The following is an 18,317-nucleotide window of genomic DNA, read 5'->3' as shown; positions in this document are numbered from 1 at the left end:
AGTTCATCACACCTTTCGTAGGAGCGAGGCTTGCCCGCGAATGGCCGCACCGCTATTCCAACATCTTGCCCAACAACCAACTCCCCGCCGGCCCCGGCGGATGCAGCCGCGACCACAGCGCATCAACGAACAGCGGCTTCGGCCACCCTCGCACGTTCAACTCCTGCAGCGTCCCGGCATCAAACCGCCCCACCAGCCATCGCGGCAACGGCGCCCAGCCGAATCCACCCTGAGCCATTTCCAGCAGCATCAAGTAACTCGGTGCCGACCACACGCGCCCCTTCGCCCGGCTTTCATACGGATTGACGATGGTCGCCAGACGCAGCTCCCGGTGCTGCTGCAACAGCTCCTGATCGATTCCGGTCAGGGTCGCCAGCGGATGCTCACGGGACACGAACAAAGCGATTTCCGTGCGTTCCTGCACCGTCGAACTGACCAGGTCCGGCGGGTAACTGTCCTGTTGCTCGGCGAACGCCACATGCGCCCGACCGCTTTGCACCAGCGCCACCAGGTCATCGCATTCGGCGATCAGGCATTCGAGTTCCAGGTCCGGGTAACGCTGCTCGAACGCACTGAGCGCCGCTTCGAAACGGTCGGACTGATAGGTGTCGGAAATCGCTACGGTCAGCTTCGGTTCGACACCCTGAGAGAGTTGGCTGGCGGTCATTTCCAGGCGGCTGGTGGCCGCGAGGATTTCCTCGGCCCGTTGCAACATCACGTGCCCGGCCGGCGTCAGCGTGGGCTTGCGGCTGCTGCGGTCGAACAACACCAGATTCAGATCGATCTCCAGGCTCGCCACCGCAGCACTGACGGTTGACTGACTGCGCCCCAGTTTGCGCGCCGCCGCGGAAAACGAGCCCTGGGTCGCCGCTTGCACAAACGCCTGCAACACTTCCTGAGAGGCCATGAACTATCGCCTTGATCGATGGTTATTGGTTATGAAGTATCGGCGTGAGGATGGATCATGGCAACCACAGTCACTCAGGGAGTTCTGCTCATGAACGCCAACAAATCCATCACTGAACGTATTTTTCAGGCCATCGGCTTTGAACTGCTGGCCATCGTGATCTGCACCCCGTTGCTGGCGTGGATCATGGACAAGCCGATGCTCGACATGGGCGTCGTCACCGTTGTCATTGCGGCGCTGGCCCTGGCCTGGAACGTGATCTTCAACGGGATTTTTGACCGCGTGCTGACGCGATTCGAGATTGCGCACAACGCCTGGACGCGAGTCGTTCATGCGCTGCTGTTTGAAGGCGGGTTGGTGGCGGTCGGCGTGCCGCTGATTGCCTGGTGGCTCAACGTCAGCCTGTGGCAGGCGTTCTTGCTGGATATCGGGGTGCTGCTGTTTTTCCTGCCGTACACCTACGTTTACCACTGGGTGTATGACGTAGTGCGCGAACGAATGGTGATGCGAGAGTCTTGCGAAACCTGAAAACAAACCCTGTAGGAGCCAGCAAGCTGGCTCCTACAAGGGAGCGTTAGACGTGGAAGTAGCCTACGCAGCTATCAAACGGCAGACGCTTGAGCTCGATCTTGTTCAGGTCGAGCACTTCACGCAGGGCTTTGGTTTCGCCCGGGAAGTTGCGGTAAGCGACTTCGTCCAGCACCACGATGGCGCCTTTTGGCATGTACGGCAGGAAGGTTTCCAGCGCGACTTTGGTCGATTCGTACAGGTCGGTGTCGAGGATCAGCATGGCCACGACCAGGTCCGGACGGGTCTTGACCCACTCCGGCACGGTCTTGACGATGTCGCCCTTGACCAGTTCGCAACGCGGGATGCGGTTGACCGGGCGCAGCAGGTCGTTGGCGTCGATCATGTCCTGGATCAGCGACTGGTCGGTGTCGGCGAACATGGTCTCGTTGACGTCGGCCGGGTCTTCTTTCTTGTCGATGCTCTGGAAGCCTTCGAAGGTGTCGAAGCCCACGATCGAACGGTTGATCGCGTACGGTTCCAGGATCATCGACAAGTGCATGTACAGCATCAGCGAGTTGCCCTTGTACACGCCGCACTCGATGATCGCGCCCGGTACTTCAGCGACTTTCTTGAACAGTTCCATACGCGACAGTGCAGCGGTCACGCCGATGCGGTTGGCGAAGACGAACGGTGCGTCGGCCACGTACTCGGCATCGACCCGTTTCAGAACGTTGGTACGGGTTTCGTTGTACTGGGCCTCGGCAGGCGTGATGCGACGCTTGGTCATGCTTCGATTCCTTGGAAATTAGAAAAGTCGTGGGCGTGGAAATAGTCTTTGAAACCTGCGCCGACGTCAGGGCAGGCGCTGTCGACGTTGATCGCGCCGCGCTTGTGCTTGAGGTCGTCGAGGTGCATCAGGCGGAAATCCACGCTGAAACGGGTTTGTTGCGTGTAGTTGGGCACCGTGCCGTGCAGGTGTGAGCCCGAGAAAACCAGCATCTCGGCGGTGTTGCCGGCGATGCGAATTTCGGACGCGGTGTTGATCGCTTCGGTGGGCACCGGGTGTTGGCGTGCCTCTTCCTTGACGTTGTCCTTGGCGCGTTGACGTTGTACGCCAATCCAGTCCGACAGGCTCCATTGTGCCGAGGTGTTTTTCACCGGGGCATCGAAGTAGGCCGGGTTGATCATCATGGTCTGGTCAGGCTGGATCGTGTAGACCGGCATCCAGGTATTGATCTGGCAGTCGACGCCGCCGTACCAGGTATCGCGATGCGGCTTGTAGGCATAGCTGACGCCCGCATGCAGGTAGTCGTAGTTGGGCACGACGCGGATACGCGGTACGTCGAAGATGAATTCTTCGGGGGCGGCACCGATCTCTTCGGTGAAGCTGCGAATCAGTTCTTTGGCACGCAGGCTGTTGGTGAACTGGCCCTTGAGGCGCGTCACCAGTACGACGAATTCTTCCACCGGCATCAGCGTGTGCAGCGCCTGGTGGTTGGTCTCGCCGTCGAAGGCAGCGGTGATGCTTTCCTGGGCGAACGCGCACAGCTCTTTGGCGGCGCGCAGTTGTGTGTTCAGGAAGATGTCGCCGCCATAGATGGCTTCTTTGAAGTCAGCTTTGTGTTGAAGCTGATTGATGTACAGATTCACGGTTCCTCTCCTGAATACATCGAGTCTCTTAAGAGTCGGCCACACGTTAGCAAACTGAAGTGCAATCCGGTGGGCGGAGGATCAATAAAAGCGCAATCCCCTGAATTTGCGACGAAAAGCATTCTCCAGACAAAAAAATCCCCTGTAGGAGCGAGGCTTGCCCGCGAAGGCGGTGTGTCATTCAACAAATGTTGTCGACTGACACACCGCCTTCGCGGGCAAGCCTCGCTCCTACAGAGGGCAGTGTTGAAACTAGAAGATTTGGGTGAACAACCAATACAAACTGCCCGACAGCACAATCGCCGCCGGCAAGGTCAACACCCACGCCATCAGCAGATTGCGGATGGTCTTCATCTGCAAGCCGCCGCCGTTGGCGACCATGGTCCCGGCCACCCCTGAAGACAACACGTGGGTGGTCGACACCGGCAATCCGAACATGTCCGCCGCGCCGATGGTCAGCATGGCCACGGTTTCCGCCGAGGCGCCTTGCGCGTAGGTCAGGTGGGACTTGCCGATCTTTTCACCGACCGTCACCACAATGCGTTTCCAGCCGACCATGGTGCCCAGGCCCAGGGCAATCGCCACCGCGATCTTTACCCACAACGGAATAAACCGCGTCGAATTGTCGATCTGCTGCTTGAACAGTTGCAGCTTGCCGCTGGTGTCGGCGTCGAAGTTGCCGACCTTGTTCTTGTCCATCAGGCGAATGGTTTCGCTGGCCAGGTACATGTCGTTACGCACGTTACCCACGGCTTCGGCGGGCACTTTGGACAACGAGCCGTAACCCTTGACCTCGGCACCGATACGGCCGGTGAGCGCGGCGAGGGCCGGGATCAGTTGCGGCGCGGCCTCCTTGCTGCGCACGTAGTCAGACAACACCGCACGCGGGTCGGCCGGTGCCGGCAGCGGCGAATTTTTCACCAGTGCTTGCTGGGTGACTTCGGCGACGGCGGCGAACTGCAAGGCCTGATCGGCCGGCATGGTGCGGTTCAGCGCATAGGCCATGGGCAGCGTGCCGACCAGAATCAGCATGATCAGGCCCATGCCTTTCTGGCCATCGTTGGAACCGTGGGCAAACGACACGCCGGTGCAGGTCACGATCAGCATGCCGCGAATCCACCACGGTGGCGGCGTGTTGCCTTTTGGCGCCTTGTACAGCGCGCGATTCTTGACGAAGGCGCGCAAGGCCAGCAGCAACAGCGCGGCAAAACCAAAGCCGACCAGCGGCGAGAGCAACAGCGCATAACCGATCTTGGTGGCCTGCGCCCAGTCCACGCCGCTGGTGCCATCGCGGCCATGCATCAGGGCATTGGCCACGCCGACACCAATGATCGAACCGATCAGCGTGTGCGACGACGACGCCGGCAAGCCCAGCCACCAGGTGCCGAGGTTCCACAGGATCGCGGCGATCAGCAGGGCGAAAATCATCGCGAACCCGGCGGACGAACCGACCTGCAGAATCAGCTCCACCGGCAGCAGGGCGATGATGCCGAACGCCACCGCGCCGCTGGACAGCAACACCCCCAGGAAGTTGAAGAACCCGGACCAGGCCACTGCGAAATTCGGCGGCATCGAGTTGGTGTAAATCACCGTGGCCACCGCGTTGGCGGTGTCGTGGAAACCGTTGACGAACTCAAAGCCCAGCGCGATCAGCAGCGCCACGCCCAGCAGCAGAAACGGCGTCCAGGTGGTGACCACCGTGCCGAGTTCGCTCATGTCGTGCATCAGGCTGTACGCGGTGAACAACAGTCCACTGGCCAGTACACCGAAGAAAATCACCAGGGTGAACAGGTTGGGTTTCTTGTCGAGCTGCGGTCTGGCGCTGCTGGCGGGCGCCTGGGCAGCGGAAAAGGAAGGAGTAGCCATGCCGGACAATCCTGAGGAGGGAAGTGTGTCGGTCATGATCGTTGCTAAATATTACAGGGAGGCTGCGTTGGGTCAGTGTTTGGGTTTTTTGCTGATACCACCGATCCGAACTTGACACCGTCCCTGTAGGAGCGAGGCTTGCCCGCGAAGAACGATATCGCGGTGTATCAGGCATACCGCGGCGCCTCATTCGCGGGCAAGCCTCGCTCCTACAGAGGTGGTGGTTGCTTAATAATCCTCGCGTTTTTTGAATGCCCAACGCCCCGCAATCACCGTAAACGTCGCGACCAAGGCCACCAGGATCCAGAACCCCTCCGGGTCCTGCGATAGCGGCACGCCCCCCACGTTCATGCCAAAAAAACCGGCAATGATGTTGATCGGCAAGGCCAGCACTGTGACTACGGTCAAGGTGAACAGCGTGCGGTTGCTTTGCTCGTTGAGGTTGGCGGCAATCTCTTCCTGCAACAGCTTGATCCGCTCACCCAGCGCCGTGAGGTCGTTGATGATCAGCGCAAACTCCTCGGTGGACTTGCGCAGCTCCTTCACGTCTTCCTTCTGCAACCATTGCGGCGGGCGATTGAGCAGGCGCAGCAACGAGCCCGGCTCCAGCGCCAGCAGCCGTTGCAAGCGCACCAGCACCCGGCGATTGGCGCCCAGCTCTGCGCGGTTGGTCGACAGCCGCGAGGACAGCAGTTCGTCTTCTATCTGATCGACACTGAGGCTGGTCTTGCGCACGATCTGCGTCAGCACTTCGCCCTGGTCGCGCAGCAAATGCACGAGCAATTCCAGCGGCGAGCGAAAGCGCTCACCGGCCTTCACCGAGGAGCGCAACTTGTCCACCGAGTGCAGCGGTTGCAGGCGTGCGCTGATGATCAGCCGACTGCGCGCACACACCCACAGCGTCGACACATCCGAAGAGACCATGCTGCTGAGGTTGAACACCACGTCGTTGACCACCGCCAGCAACGCCGAATCGACATGCTCGATGCGCGTCGAACGCGAGCCTTCATGCAAGGCTTCGAAAAACTTGTCGGGCAATTCCAGATGACTTTTCATCCAGCGCTCGCACGCGGCATGAGCGAGGTTCAGGTGCAGCCAGAGAAATTCGTCGCTGTCGTCCGGTTGTTGCAGGGACCGCAACGCCATGGCCGAATCGATTTCCCGACCGCGTTCGCCGGGACGAAAACTGAAACCGTACAGCAGACCGAACAGGTCCGGGTCGCGATGGCTTTGGTCGATGCTGTGGTTCATGAGGTCTCGCTGTGAGGAGGCGGCCTGTCGCGGGTTTCACAGGTTCACTTGAGCCGCATCATCGCAAGGCGTCTTGACAGTTTTGTGACAGCTTCGTGTGGCTGGCCAAGTGCCTTCTACCGGCGGTCGGAACCGCTCAAGAACGGCCCTGACACGCCGATCTCGTAGGAGCCAGCTTGCTGCGGGCGGCGTTCCGACGATAGCGTGCTGCCAGTCAATAGATTTCCCGACTGACCGGACGCTATCGCCAGCAAGCCGGCTCCTACAAAAGCATGCGTTCGACGCTGTAGACAGGGAATGTCCGGATTACTTTCACGCCCCCCAAGGCGTGCCTCATTCCTGTCACGAGTACCTTCCGATGTCTTTGCAAAAGTCCTTGAGAGCGCAAATTCTCGCCCTGTTGAGCGGCAGCCTGTTTGCGATGCTGTTGATCGCTCTGGCCTGTTTTCACTTTCTGTCGAATGGCGTTCAAAGCTACGCGAATCTCATTGACGGTCCGCTGCACACTTCGCAATTGATCGATGAAGCCAACCTGCAATTCAAGGTGCAGGTGCAGGAATGGAAAAACGTTCTGCTGCGTGGCAAGCAACCGGCAGACCTGGACAAATACTGGAAGCAATTCGAAGACCGTCAGCGCGAGGTGCAGGGCATCCTCGGCGAACTGGCCGGGCAGAAGGGCATTGAGCCGCAACTCAAGACCCGCATCGAACGCCTGCGTGACGAGCATCGTCAGTTGGGCGCGGCATACCAGAAGGGTCGCGATGCCTACGTGGCGGCCGGTGCCGATCCAACGGCGGGCGACACGGCAGTCAAAGGTGTCGACCGTGCAGCCAGCGATCAGATGAGTGAACTGGTCAGCGAATTGCGCAAACAGGGCGTCGAGCAGTCGAAGCTGATCAGCGCCAGCGCAGATCGCACCGTGTTGCTGGGCATCATTGTGATGCTCGCTTCGGGCTTGTTGATCGGGCTGTTGAGCCTGTGGCTGGTCAATCGCAACCTGGTTGAACCGATCCGCAAATTGATCGACTACGTGGCGCAACTTGCCCAGGGCAAGTTTGCCGAACGCGTGGCCAGCACCCGCCAGGACGAGCTGGGCAAACTGGCGATTGCGGCCAATACGCTGCGTGATTTCCTCGCTGAAACTTTCAGCCGCTTACAGGTCAGTGCCAAGGATCTGGACGGCGCCAGCAGTGAGTTGAATTCGATCGCCAGCCTCATGGCCAGTGGCACCAACGAACAGTTCAACCGCACTGATCAGGTGGCCACAGCGATGAACGAAATGTCTGCCACTGCTCAGGAAGTCGCACGTCACGCCGCTGATGCGGCACGTGCCGCCGACGATGCCGACCAGTCCGCCCAACAAGGCGAAAAAGTCATGCAGGGCACCATCCACACCATCACTCGCATGCGCGGCGAAATCGCCAACACGGCGACCGTCATCCGCCAACTGGAAACCGACAGCGGCCGCATCGGCAAGGTGCTGGAAGTGATTCGCGGCATCGCCGAGCAAACCAACCTGCTGGCACTCAACGCCGCCATCGAAGCGGCGCGTGCCGGTGAGGCGGGGCGCGGTTTTGCCGTGGTGGCCGATGAAGTACGCAGCCTGGCCCAGCGCACGGCGGCGTCGATCATCGAGATCAACCAGATCATCCAGACCGTGCAAACCGGTGCGGTGGACGCGGCTCAGGCGATAGAAAGCGGCCAGTCGCGTAGCGAGGAAAGCGTTCAGCAAGTGACCGAGGCCGGCGCCATGCTGGAGCGCATCACGCATGCCGTGGAAGCGATTCGCGACATGAACCGCCAGATCGCCACCGCCGCCGAAGAGCAGACTTCGGTCGCCGAAGACATCTCGCGCAACCTCACCGAGATCACCAGCATCGCCAGTACCAACCTCGACAACGTGCAACGCACTGAAGCCGCCAGCCACAACCTGCACGGGTTGTCGGGGCAGTTGAATGAAGTGACGGCGCGCTTGAGCGCCTAAGGGAAATGGTTGTGTACCGGCTTGCTTACCGAGTGGGTACACAGTCGATCTCAAGTCCGCTGCCCCGATGTCGATGATGAGCGTATTCCCATCACCTCAATGGAAAACGCCATGGTTAGCATCTCGTCTGTTTCGATCATCCAGCCCGTCGCCACTGCTTCGGCCAAAGCCACAGCAAGCACAGACGACACGTCTGTCACCGCCAGCGCCGAGGCGTCCAGCGACACCACCAAAGTGTCCGCCGGCGGCGCACCGGCAGCGAGTGGCGGCAGCTCCAGCAGCAGCGAAGAATCGGACTCGGTGAAAGCACTGCGCAAGCAGATCGCCGAGCTACAAAAGCAATTGCAGGAACAACAGCAACAACTGCAAGCGGCCCAGGCCAAACAGGAAAGTGCAGACGCCAAGGCTGCCGATGTGGCAGCGGCTCAGTCGCAGATTGCGACGACCTCAGGTTCGTTGCAGACCGCAACGGCGGCGTTGTTGGCGGCGTTGCAGGAAGAAGGCAGCAGCACTGCTGGATCGATGGTCAGTACGTCGGCCTGATTCGAAAACACAAAAAAGCCGCACGATCCGAAAATCGTGCGGCTTTGTTGTGCGCGTATCAGGTGTCTTGTTTGTTGCTCAGGACTTTGCCAGTGGTGGCATCGAAATCCACGTCAAATTCTTTGCCGTCAGCGGTTTTCAGTTCCACTTCGTACTCGAAGCCATTGAAGTGGTTGTCCAGGTCGGTGTCGGTGATGGTCGCACCCGGGTGCAGTTTCAGGGCAGCCTGGTTCATTTCTTCCAGCGGCTTGATCTTGCCGCTCTTGACCAGCTCAGGGATCTGGTCGACGCGGACATCAGCTTGCGCCAGGCCAGCAGTGAGGGTCAGGGCGGCAACGGTGAACAGGGCAGTCAAAGTCTTCATGAGGTTCTTTCCTTGGTGAGCTGTTTAAGTGGGGCCAGATTAACTGGGGCAACTTAATTCACCCTTAATTCCCATAACGTGTCGTTTGTAAAAGCTTCGCGGGCAAGCCTCGCTCCTACAGGAGTCTGAGAAACCTGTAGGAGCGAGGCTTGCCCGCGAAGAATTCAACACGGTGCATTTGTTGCCGCGGATCAATACCCGTTGTTCTGCAACAACTGCGCAACCGTACCCGCCGCCGGACGTTTGTAGAACTTCAACAACTCGCTGGCGCGGTTGGTGAAGATGCCATCAACCCCGGCGTCCATGACCTTCTGGTAATCCACCGCATCATCGATGGTGTAGACGTGCACCAGCAAACCCTGATCGTGGGTGTACTGGTTCATCCACGGTTTGACCAGGTCCGAGTAGCTCTGATCGCCACCCTTGGTCAGTGCGGCAGAAGGGCCGGTGCCGATCGCGCCTTGAGCCTTGGCGTACTCGACCCATTGCTGGAATTCGGCTTTGTCCTTCGGTTCCTGTTTGGCGTAGTACGTGGCTTTGTCCTTGTCGCCGGACTCGGCGAACGTCACCTTGGACTTGGGCTCGATGCTGCCTTCGCCGACCCACAACAGCAGGATCTTCGGCACTTGCGGCATTTCCTTTTCCAGCAGTTCGAGGCTGCTCTTCTCGAAGGTTTGCAGCACCACCTTACCTTTGCCCTGGCCGACGGCGAGTTCGCTTTTCGCCAGTTTCGAACCCGCCGGGCTCAGCCATCCGCGATCCTGCAATTTATCCTTGAGGTCACGTTCGAGGCCGGGGAATTGCTTCGGCTCCTTGGTTTCGATGTATAGGCCAGGCTTGTGCAGCGGATTGCCCTGGGCGATGTCGATGATTTCATCGAGGGTCAGGATTTTCAGGCCGGCAAAGGAAGGACGCGCGCGGTCCGGGTAAGCCGTGTTGAACCAGCTGCCGGCGTCGAGGGTTTTCAGCTCGGCGATGGTGAACGCATTGGCCGGGCTGTCCTTGCGCTCAGGGAATTTGCTGGCGACGTCGGTGGTGCGTTGCAGGTTGTTGTCGTGCAGGGCAAACAGCACGCCGTCCTTGCTGCGTTGCAGGTCGAGTTCCAGGTAATCGGCACCCAGGTCGCGCGCCAGTTTGTAGGCGGCGGCGGTGGATTCCGGTGCATCGAAGGACGCGCCACGGTGGGCAATCACCGCCGGGTGCGGAATGCCTGCATGTGTGGCCAGTGAAGTTGGGCTTGGCTCGCTGGCGGCCTGCGCCTGGCCGAGACCGAGCAGCATGCTCAGCAGCAGGGCGCTCTTGGTGAAAGTTACAGGCATGGTCGAGATCCTTTCGCAGAGTGTTTTCAAAGACGTCCCTTTTAACAACTGAACGCCGCTTGCGCTATCGCGAGACCGACATAAACGTGTTTAAAGCGGATTTTTTCAGCGCATTTGTGCGGTTCTTTGCAGTACTCTTGGCCCCGGCAGCTTCCCCGGCAGAGGGAACGCCCTTTATCTTGCCCTGCGTGTAAACCATCGATCACTTGTGTGAGGTTTATATGCGCATCACTTCCGAACTCATCTGCCAGGCCGCCGACCAACTCAAAGGCTTCGTCGGTCTCAATCGCAAGACCGGCCAATACATCGTGCGTTTCAGCGAAGATTCCTTCGGCATGGACGTGGCGGATGACGGCATCATTCCTGTAAGTGAATTCGTCTGGGCGTCGGGGCCGGAGCAGGTCATGACGCTGAAGCGCGAGTTGATTCAGTTGTTGCTGGACCAGAACATCGACGACCGGATCAACATTACCGAGCCGTTGCGGGTGTACATGAATCGGCGGGAAGTGCCGGAGATTTCGGCGGTGCGGAGTTTGGTGCGGGGCTGAATTTTTGTGGTGTTTTTGATGGCCCCATCGCGAGCAGGCTCGCTCCCACACTGGTTTTGTGTACGACACCTATCCCCTGTGGGAGCGAGACCGGCTTGCCGGCGATGGCGGCCTAAAAAACACCGCATGATTTACAGCTTGAACTCATAGGCCCGCTCAACCCTGCACACTCGCGTACTGCACGCCGCATACCAGGTCGAGCGCCCACGCTCACGAATCGCGCTGTGCTCGGGATGATGTTTCCACGCCACAATCGCCGCCTCACTGGCCCAATAGGAAACCGTAATCCCGAGCCCGTCCTCACCCCGCGCCGACTCCACACCGAGAAACCCCGGCTGCTCACGCGCCAGTTCAACCATGCGCTCGGCAGCCTCGGCGTAACCCTGATCGCCGTCTGTGCGCAACGAAGTAAAAATCACCGCGTAGTAGGGCGGTTCCGGTGTCTGGGCAATCATGATTTCTGCCTCACACACGCTTCGATCAATGCACTCACCAGCGGCGGCACAATTCCTTTGAGCGCGGCACGTTCAGGCTGAAACAACGTGGCGACAAAAAACGGATGCCCGCGTAATTCCACCGCTCGCAAATCCCCCGTCGAATCGTGCCCCACCGCGGATAATTCCAGGCTTAGCAAATCCCGCTCAAACTGCGGATTCACACCATAACGGCAGCGATAGCCTTCACGAATCTCCGGGTTTTCGTACGCCTTGGCGATCAACGAACCTTCAACCAGTTGAATGCTGTCGATGGCTTCCACTAGCGAGCAAGTCAGTGGTGTGAGCAACGCACGCGTGGCATCGGGTGATGTCTCGCCGTGCTCGGCATCTCCCCATCCCAGAACGTTGCGGGCGTATTCGAGTACCGCGTGCTGAAAACCGCCACACGTACCGAGGAAAGGTCGCTGTTGTTCGCGGGCAAAGCGAATCGCTCGCAGCGCACCGTCTTCATTGCGGTAAGGGCTGGCGGGCACGCACCAAAAACCGTCGAAGTCTTGCAGCGACGTTTCGTCGTTGATGCCGTCGGTGGCCAGCCACTGGAACTGCACGTCCAGTCCGGCGTGTTCGGCAGCCATGCCGAGGGCGACGGGAATCGCCTGGTGGGCGGTGACTTGCGGGTCGTAATCGCCGATCAGGGCGATGTGGATGGCGCTGTTTTCCATGAGGGCTCTCGACGCTTGTTGATTTCTGGAGCCCACTATAGATTGGCGCTCACGCACTCAACATTGGCGTTATCCCAAGTGATCAATGCAGCAGCGCACTATCGACTGGACTACCCCGACCTGTCCCTGATCCTCGCCCTCGTGCGCGGCGGCTCGCTGGCCCGGGCCTCGGCGCTGTTGAAGGTCGACGTTTCGACCGTGTTCCGCGCCGTGCGCCGACTGGAAGCCGCGCTGGGCCAGCAACTGTTCGAAAAAAGCCGCGCCGGCTACTTGCCCACCAGTCTTGCGCAGACCTTGGCCGAACAGGCTGAGCGCGCCGAGCAAGCGCTGGAGGCTGCGCGCATCGGCGTGGAGCAGGGCGGTGAAGTCATCAGCGGCACCGTACGCCTGACCTGCACCGATTCGGTTTTACAAGGTTTGTTGCTGCCGGCGCTGGCGCAGTTCATGCCCGGCTATCCGGCGCTGACGATCGAGCTGAGCACGTCCAACGACTTCGCCAATCTCAGCCGGCGGGACGCGGACATCGCCTTGCGCCTGACCCGGAATCCGCCGGAACACTTGGTGGGCCGATGCCTGGCGCAGGTGTCGTATCGCGTCTGTGCGAGCACGGCGTATCTGAAAACGGTCGATACCGAAGACTTGGCCGCGCTGACATGGATCGCCCCGGACGACTTCCTCCCCGATCACCCCACCGTCGCGTGGCGTCGTCAGCAATTGCCCGGCGTCACACCGGGTTATCGTTGCAACAGCATGTTGTCGGTGACTGAGCTGGTGCGAGCCGGGCTCGGTGTCGCAGCATTGCCGGACTTTCTGATCGATGACGGGCTGCAACCGTTGAGTGAGCCGTTGCACGGTTACGACACCGCGTTGTGGTTGCTGACCCGCCCGGACTGTCGCGCCTTGCGTTCGGTGGTGACGTTGTTCGATGAGTTGGGGCGGGCGTTGAAATTGCTGTAATGCTTGCAGGCGCTTGATTCAGAGCTGGTAACAGGCGAGGAACATGTCCAGCGCGGAGTCCACGACGGTGGTCTGCATTTCAGGCGACAGGCCGGGTAGCCCCATGGAAATCTGCGGCCAGAATGCAAAGGATTTGAGCATCCCCTGAATCTGTTGCGCGGCAAACTCCGGGTCGACCGGCTTCAATCGCCCATCGGCCTGAGCGGCGCGAATCCACACGGTCAAACCTTCTTCGCGCTTGCCCATTCTCTCGACCATGTTCTGCGCGCGCTCGGGGGAGTGGATGGTGGCCGCGATGGCGACCCGCGCCAGGTCGAGAAAATTGTCATCGCCCAGCATCTGCAATTTCGCCATCAGCATGCGGCGCATCTGCTCGCGCAGCGGCAAGTCAGGGCGGTAGGCTGTTTCCTGTTCCGCCGTCACCCGGGCCCATAATTGATTGAGGATTTCGGCGAACAACTCTTCCTTGCTGGGGAAGTGGTTGTACACCGTGCGCTTCGACACGCCAGCGGTGGCGGCGATCTTGTCCATGCTGGTGATGTCGAAACCGTTGGCCCGGAATTCGGCAATCGCCGCTTGAATGATCGCTTCGCGTTTTCGGTCGGTCAGGCGCTGTGGAGCTGTCATAAGTACGCTTCGGCAGAAGAAATTAAGAATTACACTTGGCAGTTTACTTGTGATCAGCTTTGATGCAACCTAGAAACTACACTGTGCAGTGTAATGTTTCGTTAATCCTGCGCAGCCAAAAATAGAGTGTTCGGCTGATGCGTGCGTGCCTTGGCCATTTATCGTCCCACCGTAGAAACTGCACATCGTGCGGTTTCCTGGAGTCATTCAGTCATGGCCAATTCCATTAACGTTTCTGCACCTGAAGCGTCCCGTCAGGCCGAAGGGCACTTCCGCAACCATGCGCCCGTGCAACGAGAAGGCTTGCGCAAAATGGTGCGCATCATGTGGAACATGATCTTCCACAAACCCCGTAACACCCGCCCGACGGCGGCCGTTCCGGTGCAGCGCCTGACCCACGACGCGTTGATCGCCGCGCCCAACCACAGCGTCTATCGCCTCGGTCATTCCACGGTATTGCTGAAACTGCGGGACAAATTCTGGATCACCGACCCGGTCTTCGCCGAACGCGCTTCACCGGTGCAATGGGCCGGCCCGAAACGCTTTCACCAACCACCGATCAGCCTCGAAGAACTACCGCCGATTGAAGCGGTAATCCTGTCCCACGATCATTACGACCACCTCGACTATCAGGCCGTGCTCAAACTGGCGGACAAAACCAAATACTTCCTCACGCCGCTGGGCGTCGGCGACACCCTGATCAAGTGGGGCATCGACGCCAGCAAAGTGCGCCAACTCGACTGGTGGCAAGGCACCGAAGTCGACGGCATCCAATTCGTCGCCACCCCGTCGCAACACTTTTCCGGCCGTGGGCTGTTCGATGGCAACAGCACGCTGTGGGCCTCGTGGGTGATGATCGACGCCGACACACGAATCTTCTTCAGCGGCGACAGCGGCTACTTCGACGGCTTCAAACGCATCGGCGAACAGTTCGGCCCGTTCGACCTGACACTGATGGAAACCGGCGCCTACAACGTCGAGTGGCCGCATGTGCACATGCAACCCGAAGAAACCCTGCAAGCGCACATCGACCTGAAAGGCCGCTGGTTACTGCCCATTCACAACGGCACCTTCGATCTGTCGATGCACGCCTGGTTCGAACCGTTTGACCGGATACTGGCATTGGCCTGGGAGCGCAGTGTTTCGATTACCACGCCGCAGATGGGTGAGGCGTTTAACGTGATGTATCCGCAGCGGGGGAGTGCTTGGTGGTTGGGGATGGAAAACGTCGGCGATCAGGTGGAAATCCAGAACGCATGACGTATCGAAGCCCGGCCGCTTGTGATGCAAGCGGCTCGTGCCGACACCTCACTCAACCATCGCAAAATCCGTCCGCCCCACCGAATTCGACTCAGTCCCTCTAACACTCATCCCTCGCCCCGGCGCAAACCCCGGGAAGAACACCAACCCCTCCGATTCAAACCGATACGCCAACGCCAGCCGATCAGCATCCGGCACATCGCGCCGGGCCTCAAATCGCTCAATCACATCAACCAAAACGCCAGACTCCCGAGACAGCTCATCAACGCTCCAACCCAACATCGCCCGGGCCTGGGCGCAATGGGTGGGGGTGAATTGGAAGAGGGCGATACGTTCCAGGGTGATTTTCATCGCATAAGAGGCCATGGTGTTCTCCGGGCTCGAGAGTGCTGATTCAAAATATACTGTGTTTTTGTACAGTTGTTTTGCGCCCGGATCAAACTCATTTTTTGAATTCTGCTATTTCGCCCCTGCCAACCAGACGGACGGCGCCTGACCCAACACACGACGAAACATCGTCGAAAACGCCGCCGGGCTGTCATAACCGAAATCCAGCGCAATCCGCGTCACCGGCTCACCCACCGCCAATCGCGCCAACGCCAGCACCACGCAGGCGCGCTGCCGCCACTGGCTGAAACTCAGGTCGGTCTGCTGGCGGAACAGCCGATTGAACGTGCGCAGACTGACGTGCATCTGATCCGCCCATTGCTGCGGCGATTGATGAACATCGGGTCGCTGCAAGAAGCCCTGGCACAACCCAAGCAGCCGCGCATCGACCGGCAGCGGAATGTGCAACGGCAAGTGAGCACTGCGCGCCAGCTCATGCAGCAGCAACTCGATCAACGCGCCATCGCGCCCGGCCTCGTCGTACGCCAGCGGAACCTCCACCGCCTCCATCAGCAAATGCCGCATCAACGGCGAAACACTGATCACCTGACAACGCTCGCCCAAGTCCACAGCACCCGGCTCGATGTACAAGCTGCGAGTGCTCACCCCCAGCATCAACACCTCATGCGCCACCCCCGCCGGAATCCACACCGCCCGCTGCGGCGGCACCACCCAGTTGCCATCGTGCGTGCCGACCTGCATCACCCCGGTCGCGCCGTACAACAACTGCGCCCGTCGGTGTGTATGACTAGGCAGCACATGCCCGTAGGAATAATCCGTACCGATCGCCACCACCGACCGTGGCGTGTCATCCAGCACATTAATCGAAACATTGCGCATCAAGCGGCTTCCAGCAGTTGGCGTAAACGCAAACATTATTGGCTCACTTGCTGAAGCAGGCCAAGCCACATCGCTCTATCGTCGACCACTCTCAACCAACGGACGACGCACAATGTTCTACCTCCTGCTGACACTCTTCGGCTGCATGACCGGCATCACCGCCGTGCTGTTCGGCTTCGGCGGCGGCTTCGTCGTCGTGCCATTGCTGTACCGCATGCTCATGGCCAGCCACGGTGCCGACGACCCCATCGGCCAATCGGCGATGCACATCGCCGTCGCCACCTCGACCTGCGTGATGATCGTCAACGCCCTGGTCGCCACCGGAAAACATCACCGCGCCGGTAATCTGATTCGCCATTACCTGTGGCCGTTGGGCGGGTTTATCGGGCTGGGCGCGGTGGTCGGTGCCGTGGCGGCGATGTGGGTGAGTGGCGAGGTGATTCGGTATGCGTTCATTGCCTACCTGGGCGTGACCATTGTGGATTGCCTGTTTAGACGCGGTTTTCTTACGCACGCAGGTAATGGAATCCCACGGCGATTGGGGAGGGCGGAAGTTTCTGGTGGCGGCGTAGGAATCGGCGCCATCGCCACGTTTCTCGGCGTAGGCGGCAGCGTCATGACCGTGCCGTTGTTGCGTCGATGCGGGTTGAGCATGTCGCAGGCAACATCCATGGCTAATCCACTAAGCCTGCCCGTTGCGTTGGCCGGGACCGTGACTTACATGGCGATGGCGGGGTTTAGCGATTTTGATTTGGGGGCGTGGTTTGTCGGTTATGTGGATCTGCTGGCGTTTGCGGTTTTGACGATGGGCTCGTTGGTAGGGATTCGATTGGCCACGCCGTGGATCGGGCGGATTCCGGATCGGATACATGCGCGGGTGTACATCGGTTTGCTGGTCGTGGTGATGCTCAGCATGAGTCTGAATTGAACACCGTCACTTCGCCTCCAACCCCGGCGCCTCACGAATAATGAAGTGATCCAGGTTCTCGATATTCGCACTGAACACCCCGAACGTCTGCTCGGGGTTTTTCTTGCTCGGCACCTGCTTCAACTCCGGCGTCACGCCATAAAAGAAGCAATACAGCTCCGCTTCACTGTCGATGGCGTGCTTGATCTCTTCCAGAAACGCTTTGCGCTTGCGGTAGTTCTCGATCAACTTCTTGCTCAGGTAAACGTTGACCGAATAAGGCTTCTTCTTCGCCTCATCCGCTTGCTTGAACCAGACCTTCTGCTCGAAATCGATGCGAAAGCTCTGCGTGTAATCCTTGATCTCCTTGATCTTGCCCCAGTAAATCAGCCCCTTGTTGTCCGTCAGGTATTCGATCTTCTTGAAGAACGACCCATAAGGCGCCGTGTGCTCGCCAATCTTCAGCGGCACGCGCTTGAGCAGCTCCTTGTCCTCGAAGTTCGACACAAAACACTCCACCGGGTGGGCGAAGACACTGGTTTTGTCCGGCGCTGATTCGTGGCTTGGGTGCTCGGTATCGCTGGGCTGTGTAAGAGGTTTCGGATCGTCCCGCGTTACATCCGCCGCAACCGCCGGGTTAGACGGCTTACGCACATACTGACGCCGAGTCAGTAACAACTCCGACGGGAAATGCTCCTCGCGACTGTCATCCGTTTCCGCACCGTCCGCATCCACACCCGGCGCCGGCGCCTTGAGACTGACATAAGGACAATCCGCGACATGCCGGGTGCTGGGCGTGTTCTTGAAGTGCGGGGTGCGAACGTAATTCACGTTTTTGGCGTTGAACGTCGTCAGCACGTTTGCCGCATCGAAGGCCGCCCTGCATGCGTCATTGGGGCATTGGAAATGTTCCTTGGCGGAATCGAAATCCATGGTCTCGTCGAAATTCAGATCGCGCACGTCATAGATCGACAACTTGTCGTCGAGGCTGAGGCAGTAGGCGAGGTCGAATTTCATGGCGGGCTCGGGTCCTTGAGTGGGGAGGGTATTAATAGCGGGAGGCGAGGCGGGTTGCACCCACTCTTTTAAAGCACCACAAAATCAACGGCAACACACCGTCCCCTGTAGGAGCGAAGCTTGCTCGCGAAAAACCCAAGAACACCACGGGGCATCTGGTTACACGCGTTACCGTTCACGACCATCGCGAGCAAGCTCGTTCCTACAATACTTGGGCTTGA

20 protein-coding genes are annotated in these 18,317 nt (G+C 59.4%); 7 read left to right on the top strand and 13 right to left on the bottom strand.

Features of this window, described 5'->3' with window-relative positions; all coding sequences use genetic code 11:
• Window positions 1–52: 52 nt before the first annotated feature.
• On the bottom strand, window positions 53–907 hold the full coding sequence (locus K5R88_RS14010; protein ID WP_226300137.1) for a LysR family transcriptional regulator: 855 nt from the start codon (window positions 905–907) through the stop codon (window positions 53–55).
• 90 nt (window positions 908–997) lie between these two features.
• On the opposite strand from K5R88_RS14010, the gene K5R88_RS14005 reads away from it, so the two are divergent.
• A complete protein-coding gene (locus K5R88_RS14005) occupies window positions 998–1,435 on the top strand; it encodes a multidrug/biocide efflux PACE transporter (RefSeq protein WP_192229143.1) in 438 nt (145 codons plus the stop codon).
• A gap of 46 nt (window positions 1,436–1,481) precedes the next feature.
• On the opposite strand, the gene K5R88_RS14000 is transcribed toward K5R88_RS14005, so the two are convergent.
• From K5R88_RS14000 to K5R88_RS13985, 4 genes are all read right to left on the bottom strand, one after another.
• Window positions 1,482–2,204, bottom strand: a complete 723-nt coding sequence (locus tag K5R88_RS14000; protein ID WP_056725897.1) for a TylF/MycF/NovP-related O-methyltransferase — start codon at window positions 2,202–2,204, stop codon at window positions 1,482–1,484.
• Window positions 2,201–3,067, bottom strand: a complete 867-nt coding sequence (locus K5R88_RS13995; protein WP_008038531.1) for a hypothetical protein — start codon at window positions 3,065–3,067, stop codon at window positions 2,201–2,203. The genes K5R88_RS14000 and K5R88_RS13995 overlap by 4 nt, the downstream gene beginning before the upstream one ends.
• A gap of 252 nt (window positions 3,068–3,319) precedes the next feature.
• A complete protein-coding gene (locus tag K5R88_RS13990; RefSeq protein ID WP_008038529.1) occupies window positions 3,320–4,933 on the bottom strand; it encodes an inorganic phosphate transporter in 1,614 nt (537 codons plus the stop codon).
• Between the two features lie 228 nt (window positions 4,934–5,161).
• Entirely contained in the window at window positions 5,162–6,184 is a 1,023-nt protein-coding gene (locus K5R88_RS13985; RefSeq protein WP_226300136.1) for a transporter, read from the bottom strand.
• A gap of 358 nt (window positions 6,185–6,542) precedes the next feature.
• Here K5R88_RS13985 and K5R88_RS13980 point away from each other — a divergent pair, with 358 nt between their 5' ends.
• Window positions 6,543–8,168: a methyl-accepting chemotaxis protein gene (locus K5R88_RS13980; protein WP_226300135.1), complete on the top strand. Its 1,626-nt coding sequence runs from the start codon at window positions 6,543–6,545 to the stop codon at window positions 8,166–8,168.
• A 111-nt stretch (window positions 8,169–8,279) separates the two neighbouring features.
• A complete protein-coding gene (locus tag K5R88_RS13975; RefSeq protein ID WP_226300134.1) occupies window positions 8,280–8,711 on the top strand; it encodes a hypothetical protein in 432 nt (143 codons plus the stop codon).
• Between the two features lie 58 nt (window positions 8,712–8,769).
• Here K5R88_RS13975 and K5R88_RS13970 read toward each other — a convergent pair whose 3' ends face one another.
• Together K5R88_RS13970 and K5R88_RS13965 are read right to left on the bottom strand one after the other, a co-directional pair.
• Entirely contained in the window at window positions 8,770–9,075 is a 306-nt protein-coding gene (locus tag K5R88_RS13970; RefSeq protein WP_223481258.1) for a PepSY domain-containing protein, read from the bottom strand.
• Window positions 9,076–9,266: 191 nt separating this feature from the next.
• Window positions 9,267–10,394 (bottom strand): glycerophosphodiester phosphodiesterase, encoded by a 1,128-nt coding sequence (locus K5R88_RS13965; RefSeq protein WP_008038520.1) that lies wholly within the window; start codon window positions 10,392–10,394, stop codon window positions 9,267–9,269.
• Between the two features lie 221 nt (window positions 10,395–10,615).
• On the opposite strand from K5R88_RS13965, the gene K5R88_RS13960 reads away from it, so the two are divergent.
• On the top strand, window positions 10,616–10,942 hold the full coding sequence (locus tag K5R88_RS13960) for a DUF2025 family protein (RefSeq protein ID WP_008032544.1): 327 nt from the start codon (window positions 10,616–10,618) through the stop codon (window positions 10,940–10,942).
• A 131-nt stretch (window positions 10,943–11,073) separates the two neighbouring features.
• Here K5R88_RS13960 and K5R88_RS13955 read toward each other — a convergent pair whose 3' ends face one another.
• Entirely contained in the window at window positions 11,074–11,397 is a 324-nt protein-coding gene (locus K5R88_RS13955) for an antibiotic biosynthesis monooxygenase family protein (protein WP_192229146.1), read from the bottom strand.
• A complete protein-coding gene (locus K5R88_RS13950; protein ID WP_226300133.1) occupies window positions 11,394–12,101 on the bottom strand; it encodes a CTP synthase C-terminal region-related (seleno)protein in 708 nt (235 codons plus the stop codon). The genes K5R88_RS13955 and K5R88_RS13950 overlap by 4 nt, the downstream gene beginning before the upstream one ends.
• Before the next feature lie 15 nt (window positions 12,102–12,116).
• On the opposite strand from K5R88_RS13950, the gene K5R88_RS13945 reads away from it, so the two are divergent.
• Window positions 12,117–13,058, top strand: a complete 942-nt coding sequence (locus tag K5R88_RS13945) for a LysR family transcriptional regulator (protein ID WP_226300132.1) — start codon at window positions 12,117–12,119, stop codon at window positions 13,056–13,058.
• Window positions 13,059–13,076: 18 nt separating this feature from the next.
• Here K5R88_RS13945 and K5R88_RS13940 read toward each other — a convergent pair whose 3' ends face one another.
• A complete protein-coding gene (locus K5R88_RS13940) occupies window positions 13,077–13,685 on the bottom strand; it encodes a TetR/AcrR family transcriptional regulator (RefSeq protein ID WP_008034835.1) in 609 nt (202 codons plus the stop codon).
• A 213-nt stretch (window positions 13,686–13,898) separates the two neighbouring features.
• On the opposite strand from K5R88_RS13940, the gene K5R88_RS13935 reads away from it, so the two are divergent.
• On the top strand, window positions 13,899–14,945 hold the full coding sequence (locus K5R88_RS13935; protein ID WP_226300131.1) for an MBL fold metallo-hydrolase: 1,047 nt from the start codon (window positions 13,899–13,901) through the stop codon (window positions 14,943–14,945).
• Window positions 14,946–14,993: 48 nt separating this feature from the next.
• On the opposite strand, the gene K5R88_RS13930 is transcribed toward K5R88_RS13935, so the two are convergent.
• Window positions 14,994–15,311 (bottom strand): helix-turn-helix transcriptional regulator, encoded by a 318-nt coding sequence (locus tag K5R88_RS13930; RefSeq protein WP_226300130.1) that lies wholly within the window; start codon window positions 15,309–15,311, stop codon window positions 14,994–14,996.
• A 93-nt stretch (window positions 15,312–15,404) separates the two neighbouring features.
• On the bottom strand, window positions 15,405–16,172 hold the full coding sequence (locus K5R88_RS13925) for an AraC family transcriptional regulator (protein ID WP_226300129.1): 768 nt from the start codon (window positions 16,170–16,172) through the stop codon (window positions 15,405–15,407).
• 112 nt (window positions 16,173–16,284) lie between these two features.
• Between K5R88_RS13925 and K5R88_RS13920 the strand changes: the two genes are divergently transcribed.
• Window positions 16,285–17,100 (top strand): sulfite exporter TauE/SafE family protein, encoded by an 816-nt coding sequence (locus K5R88_RS13920; protein ID WP_226300128.1) that lies wholly within the window; start codon window positions 16,285–16,287, stop codon window positions 17,098–17,100.
• Between the two features lie 6 nt (window positions 17,101–17,106).
• Here K5R88_RS13920 and K5R88_RS13915 read toward each other — a convergent pair whose 3' ends face one another.
• Window positions 17,107–18,096: a hypothetical protein gene (locus tag K5R88_RS13915; RefSeq protein ID WP_226300127.1), complete on the bottom strand. Its 990-nt coding sequence runs from the start codon at window positions 18,094–18,096 to the stop codon at window positions 17,107–17,109.
• Between the last annotated feature and the right edge of the window lie 221 nt (window positions 18,097–18,317).

The organism is Pseudomonas sp. MM213, assembly GCF_020423045.1.
GTDB lineage: Bacteria > Pseudomonadota > Gammaproteobacteria > Pseudomonadales > Pseudomonadaceae > Aquipseudomonas > Aquipseudomonas migulae.
Note: the sequence above shows the minus strand (reverse complement) of the source record. Positions and strands in the feature narration are given on the sequence as shown.